The organism is Actinomadura sp. (assembly GCF_044508335.1).
Classification (GTDB): domain Bacteria; phylum Actinomycetota; class Actinomycetes; order Streptosporangiales; family Streptosporangiaceae; genus Spirillospora.
On record NZ_JBIQHY010000230.1, the window covers coordinates 1 to 2550 of the forward strand.

At 67.0% G+C, this 2550-nt stretch carries 4 protein-coding genes; 2 read left to right on the forward strand and 2 right to left on the reverse strand.

Translation table 11 applies throughout. The annotated features are described in order from the left end of the window. Positions 1-47 precede the first annotated feature (47 nt). Positions 48-512, reverse strand: a complete 465-nt coding sequence (locus tag ACIWVC_RS34465; protein ID WP_396455199.1) for a hypothetical protein — start codon at positions 510-512, stop codon at positions 48-50. A gap of 89 nt (positions 513-601) precedes the next feature. On the opposite strand from ACIWVC_RS34465, the gene ACIWVC_RS34470 reads away from it, so the two are divergent. Further along, complete coding sequence (locus ACIWVC_RS34470) at positions 602-973, forward strand: type II toxin-antitoxin system RelE/ParE family toxin (RefSeq protein ID WP_396455201.1); 372 nt, start codon at positions 602-604, stop codon at positions 971-973. Next, entirely contained in the window at positions 970-1305 is a 336-nt protein-coding gene (locus ACIWVC_RS34475; protein WP_396455203.1) for a helix-turn-helix domain-containing protein, read from the forward strand. The genes ACIWVC_RS34470 and ACIWVC_RS34475 overlap by 4 nt, the downstream gene beginning before the upstream one ends. 729 nt (positions 1306-2034) lie before the next feature. Here the strand turns inward: ACIWVC_RS34475 and ACIWVC_RS34480 are convergent. Then, positions 2035-2550 (reverse strand): tyrosine-type recombinase/integrase, encoded by a 516-nt coding sequence (locus ACIWVC_RS34480; RefSeq protein ID WP_396455205.1) that lies wholly within the window; start codon positions 2548-2550, stop codon positions 2035-2037.

Below are 2550 nucleotides of genomic sequence, written 5' to 3' on the forward strand. Positions count from 1 at the left end.
ACCGGGCGTCAAGAGCTGCCCGGCACCGAAGTCCCACCCATCGACGATCACCGGGCCGTCGCCTGGCTGCTCTTCGCGTCCGACTTCAATTCACGCACAACGCGGTTCTTCCAGTCGACCGCATCAGGCCGGAGCCCACTCGGAAGCGTGACTTCGAAGTCGTACCCAGCCCCCAGAGCATTCCTGTAGTTCAAGTGTGTCTGGCGCCCACGGGCCGCGTCCGCATTCTCCCCAGATGTGAACTGCCCCTTCTCGTTACGGGCGACGCCGCAGCTGCGGTTGTGAACGAGTACCGGTGTCTCGCTCGCCAGCACATAGTAGGTGTGCGGCGATTCTGGTCGCCAGCGCGATTTACGGATGGTGAACGGCGTCTGCCACCTGCGGTTTTCCGGATGCCGTGATCTGCTGTTGTGGTTCGTGACGGCTACGGTGACGGCAACACGGGCGCACAGCCAGTCAGTGTGATCTTGAGCTTCATCCGCCTGATCGAGGGTTGGAAGCCCCGGGTTCACCTCGACGCGATCCAGAAGCGATCCAGAAGCAAGGTGCAACCGCGTCCGGCGCCCGGCACGGTGGTAAAGGATTCGCTACACTCTCTGGTGTGGAGGAGAGGGAGATCCGCGTCACCAACGAGCTGCTCGCCTGGATCGACACCCTGGATGAGCGGTCGAGGGCTCAGGTCGTTGATGCCATCGACCGTCTCGCTGAGGCCGGTCCAGGACTGGGCCGTCCACTCGTGGACCGCATCGAGGGCTCCCGGCTGCACAACCTCAAGGAGCTGCGCCCCGGTTCGGCAGGCCGGTCGGAGATTCGGATCTTGTTCGTGTTCGACCCGTGGCGGTCGGCCATCCTGCTGACCGGTGGCGATAAGTCCGGTAACTGGTCGGGCTGGTACAAGCAGGCCATCCCCCGCGCCGAAGACCTGTACGAGGAGTATTTGAAGGAACGCCAGGTCGAGGAGGAGCAGCGATGACGAGTTTCCCCAAGTGGAGTGAGGTCCGCGCTGACGTCGTCACAGCGGCAGGCGGCGAGGAAGCCGTTGCCGAGGCCCGCAAGCGCAACCAGGCCTACATCGACGGCCACCGGCTCGCCGAACGCCGCAAGGCCGTCGGCCTGTCTCAGACCGACGTCGCCGACAAGATGGGCGTGACCAAGAGCCGCGTCTCCCAGATCGAACGCGGCGAGGTCTCCACCGTCGACGCCATCGCCCGCTACGTCCAGGCCCTCGGCGGCCAGATCCAGATCTCCGCGGTATTCGGCGACGACCAGTACATCCTGCGCGGCGCCGACACCCACGCCGCCTGACCGATCAACCGCAGCAGGGGCACTACGGCTGGTCGCGGGCTTGCCTGGAAAGTGCCCGGTTGAGCCGGTCTCACAGTGTGATCAGGCGGGCTGGCCACGTGCGCGGATGATCATCACCACCTGGGGTCTGGCGGACACCTGCCGGACGTGTGCGCGTTGACGTGCCGTGGCCGGTGCCTGTCGCTTCATGGCGCCAATGTCCGCCGTTGCCCTGCCACGGTTGACGACTCCCACACCGCTGTCTGCGGTCAGGTTCGGGCCCCGGCAACTCGCGCACCGACATGGTGGCCCTCGGTCGGCTACGGCTCTTCTCGCACCTCCCGGCCATTACCGAACTGCGGGTCGTGACCATCGTGTCGACCGCGGAGCGACGGAGGCCCACCACCGCAGGTCAAGGTACGCACGTCCGGCACGTGCTCGCCAGGGCGGCAGTGGTCACGGTCACCCGCGCACGTCCCCAGCCGCCCCCATTCGTCCGCGAGACCGGCTCAGCCGGGCACCTTCCAGGCCGGCCCGCGCAGGCAGTGACCGGCCGCTCAGCCGGAGGCTGAGCGGCCCGTCTCCTTTCGTCGGTGTTCCCGACCAGGCCCATCCGGTCCCCGGGCGCCTGCCGTTCCGGCCCGGGCTCGGCCCCGGTGGCGCGGCAGAGGTGCACTCGGATGCTGGTGGTGGAGAGGGTGAGCCCCGGCGCGGCTGGGGTAGCTGCGCCGGGGCTTGATCGCTCAGGGTTCAGGCGACGGCCGCTGAGCTCGGCGGGTCGTCTCCTTCGTCTTCCTGGTCGCCGGTATGGTCGTCGTGGTTGAGGGCGTGGCCCATGGCTTCGATGGCGTCGCGTTGCAGGCGGGGCCTGACATGGGCGTACACGTCAGCGGTGACGTGGATCTGGGAGTGCCCGAGCAGGTCCTTGATCGTGGCCAGGTCGATGCCTTGTTCCAGCAGCAGCGTGGCGCAGGAATGTCGAAGATCATGAAACCTGACGCGGCGGATCCCGGCCGTGTCGCACAGCCGGCCGAAGTGCCGGTTGACGGTGCTCGGAGTGATCGGCGCCCCGTCAGACCTGGTGAACACCAGCCCATGCACACCATTCCCCACGCCCCGGCCTTGTGCGCTCCCCACACCGGGTCGATGTACACCGGGAATGTGGTGTCCACTCCAGTCAACAGGCCCTGGTCTGGCGTCAGGGTGAGCTTGCCGTCCGACCCTGAAGACGCTGACGAAGCGCGACCGGCTCCTGTGGTGGCTCAC

What these genes read in the sequence shown, in the direction of transcription:
- ACIWVC_RS34475 (WP_396455203.1), top strand. Translation starts at nt 970, where the DNA reads ATGACGAGTTTCCCCAAGTGGAGTGAGGTCCGCGCTGACGTCGTCACA.